The following is a 2,906-nucleotide window of genomic DNA, read 5'->3' on the forward strand; positions in this document are numbered from 1 at the left end:
GAAATAGACCGACATCCATTAAGGCACTTTTGCGATACATTGTATTGGCGCCACTGTAGGCATAAATACCGCCAAAAACCCCGATTTCTGTGCGTTTGATAATTCCTACAATACTGGAGAATTCCACCGTCTGTGATTTGGCAATTAATTTGGTACGATTTTGGACGTCCATATTGGCAGTCACGGCGGCAATATTAGGGGCATCTTGCCGAGTAAAGTAACTAACATATTTAGTGAGAGCATCTGGTTCTGGAACGGTGTCAGCATCGTTACTTAAAATTAATTCCCCACGGGCAAAGGCTAAGCCGATATTAAAGGCATGGGCTTTGCCCTTATTTTTTTCGATTCTGATAACACGCAGGCTGGGATACTGTTGCTGTAAAGCTTTTAGAATTTGTGGGGTCTGGTCGGTGGAACAATCATCAATTACCAAGATTTCGTAATTAGTATAGTTCAGCTGATTCATTAAATAATCAATGGTATTTTTAATTGTCACTTCTTCATTATGAGCAGGGATCATAATGGTAATTAAGGGTTCAATTTTGCTGGGAATTTTCAAAAATTGATTTTGTTGGTGCTTAAAAAGATATTTGTAACATAAGACCCCCACAAACCAGGCGATAGCGCCCAAAATGGGATAAGATACCAGAATTAAAAAGCCAATATTAAGGGCTGTATTGCTAGTTTGCCATAAGATATTCATTTTGCAGTGTCATCTTCTTTGAATAGATTTTGAGTGAAATGAGTGTCAAGATTTTGCTGTGGCTTAACACTATAAAAGCGGACTTGGTGGCGTTGCAGCTGGTCGCCAAAGCGCTGCTGCCAAGCTTTTTCAATTAAATCTTCACGTGCATGTTGTTTTTTTTGGTTAACGACCTTGCGGCGCGCTAAGATATGTTGAAAACGGTGGTTATTCCAGATAGTTACACCGATGTAAAAAATTATGATAAAAATCAAAAAGCCCCCGAAAAAAAGTGCTAAAAAATGTAACAGCTGAAATTCATCGCCATAGTAAGCAATTTTTAATTTTGTCGCTAAATTCGGTGCCAATAAGGGGGTTATTACCCAATAAAAGGGAAATAAAACTGCCAGCCAGCCTAAGATAGCGACTAGAGTTTGCCCAATTTTTAACAGCCAATGTCCCTTTTGAAAATATAAATCCGCCGTCAATGATAAGTTTCTTTTTGATTTCATAATTTACCTCCTCATATGTTTATTATGACATTAAATATCAAAGAAACATGAAAAAATTTGATTTTTTAGGTGCTTTATTAGGGTGGATTGCCAATTTGTGGTAAGATATTGCCAAATAGACTAAAGGAGATTTATTATGTCAACAACTTTAATTGTGATTTTAGTGTTAGTCGTTATTGTGGCACTTTATGCAATGTTATATAACGGCTTAGTTCGAGCCCGCAATCAAGCGCAAGAGTTTCACAGCCAAATTGATGTTCAACTTAAACGGCGGACAGATTTGATTCCTAATTTGGTGGAAACAGTTAAAGGTTATGCTGCACATGAAAAAACCACCTTAGAAGAAGTCGTTCGGCTGCGTAATTCGGTAGTTAGTGCCGATTCCTTACAAGATAAGGTGACCGCTGATACTCAATTGACTGGAGCTTTGCGGCAAGTGTTTGCTTTAGCTGAAAGCTATCCAGATTTGAAGGCTAACCAAGAATTCGGCAAGCTGATGGAAGAATTAACTAATACTGAGAATAAGGTAGCTTATGCGCGTCAAGCCTATAATAGTGCGGTTCAATATTATAATACTGCGACGCAGACTTTTCCCCGCAACTTGATTGCGAGCATTCATGGCTTTAAACCGTTAGCCTTTTTGTCCATTCCTGAAGAGGAGAAAAAAGTTCCGCAAGTAAAATTTTAAGGAGTAATTGTCGATGTTATATCAACAAATTGCACAAAATAAGCGAAAAACTTATTTGGTATTTGCGGTTTTCTTTGCGATTTTAGGATTAATCGGTTGGGTAATTGGCGATTTGTTTTTTGATAATGCATTGAGTGGAATTATTATTGCCTTAGTGATTACACTGTTTTACACTTTTTTGATTTACTTCCAGTCTACTAGTGTAGTGATGCAGATGAATCATGCACAGCCAATTACTAGTGTGGAACAAGCGCCAGATTTATGGCATATTGTGGAAGATTTAGCTATGGTGGCCAATGTGCCGCAGCCAGATATTTATATTATTGATGATCCTAGTCCCAATGCCTTTGCAACCGGGCGTGATCCCCAGCATTCTGCGGTAGCTGTAACTTCAGGTCTTTATCAAATTATGGATCGTGAAGAATTGGAGGGGGTTTTAGCCCATGAGATTTCGCACATTCGTAATTATGATATTCGGGTTTCAACTATTTCTGTGGCGTTATCTTCAGCGATTATCTTTATTTCGTCTATGTTAGGGAATATGTATCGGTGGGGCTGGCTTTTTGGCAGCAGTAATGATCGAGATGATTCACGTGAAAATGGCAATATTGCGCAAATCGTTTTATATGTGGTAGGGTTATTATTTGCCATTTTGGGCCCAATTATTGCTACTATTGTCCGTTTGGCAATATCACGAAATCGTGAATATTTAGCCGATGCTTCCGGGGTAGAATTAACGCGCAATCCTCAAGGCCTCATTAATGCCTTAAAAAAATTGCAGCAAGTCACCCAGCCAATGCAGCACGTGGATGATGCTAGTGCAGCTTTATATATCAGTGATCCCAAGAAAAGCAAGCATTCTTTTGCACAATTGTTTGACACCCATCCGCCTTTAGACGAGCGTATTCAGCGCCTAGAACATATGTAATTAAACAAATTGTCTTTTTGAGCAGTATCTTACAGTCGGCGTCTTTAGTGACAACAGGAGTTGTGATTAGAGACGCTTTTTTGATGAATTTATTTA

The 2,906-nt window shown here is 38.7% G+C and carries 4 protein-coding genes; 2 read left to right on the forward strand and 2 right to left on the reverse strand.

What is annotated here, in order from left to right; genetic code table 11:
• Positions 1 to 703 (reverse strand): glycosyltransferase family 2 protein (locus EQ827_RS08235; RefSeq protein WP_181190508.1); only part of this gene is annotated, 703 nt, incomplete at its 3' end.
• Positions 700 to 1,194 (reverse strand): cell division protein, encoded by a 495-nt coding sequence (locus tag EQ827_RS08240; RefSeq protein WP_181190509.1) that lies wholly within the window; start codon positions 1,192 to 1,194, stop codon positions 700 to 702. The genes EQ827_RS08240 and EQ827_RS08235, both read right to left, overlap by 4 nt.
• Positions 1,195 to 1,330: 136 nt before the next feature.
• Here EQ827_RS08240 and EQ827_RS08245 point away from each other — a divergent pair, with 136 nt between their 5' ends.
• Both EQ827_RS08245 and htpX read left to right on the forward strand, forming a co-directional pair.
• Complete coding sequence (locus EQ827_RS08245) at positions 1,331 to 1,882, forward strand: LemA family protein (protein WP_181190510.1); 552 nt, start codon at positions 1,331 to 1,333, stop codon at positions 1,880 to 1,882.
• Positions 1,883 to 1,895: 13 nt separating this feature from the next.
• Positions 1,896 to 2,810 carry a zinc metalloprotease HtpX gene (gene htpX / locus EQ827_RS08250; RefSeq protein WP_181190511.1) on the forward strand — a complete coding sequence of 305 codons (915 nt, stop codon included), beginning with the start codon at positions 1,896 to 1,898 and terminating at the stop codon, positions 2,808 to 2,810.
• The last annotated feature ends 96 nt before the right edge of the window (positions 2,811 to 2,906 follow it).

Source organism: Bombilactobacillus bombi (assembly GCF_013607485.1).
GTDB classification, from domain to species: domain Bacteria; phylum Bacillota; class Bacilli; order Lactobacillales; family Lactobacillaceae; genus Bombilactobacillus; species Bombilactobacillus bombi_A.

Coding starts and splice junctions, on each gene's coding strand:
- EQ827_RS08240 (WP_181190509.1), bottom strand. CDS start 1,194: ATGAAATCAAAAAGAAACTTATCATTGACGGCGGATTTATATTTTCAA.
- EQ827_RS08245 (WP_181190510.1), top strand. CDS start 1,331: ATGTCAACAACTTTAATTGTGATTTTAGTGTTAGTCGTTATTGTGGCA.
- htpX (WP_181190511.1), top strand. CDS start 1,896: ATGTTATATCAACAAATTGCACAAAATAAGCGAAAAACTTATTTGGTA.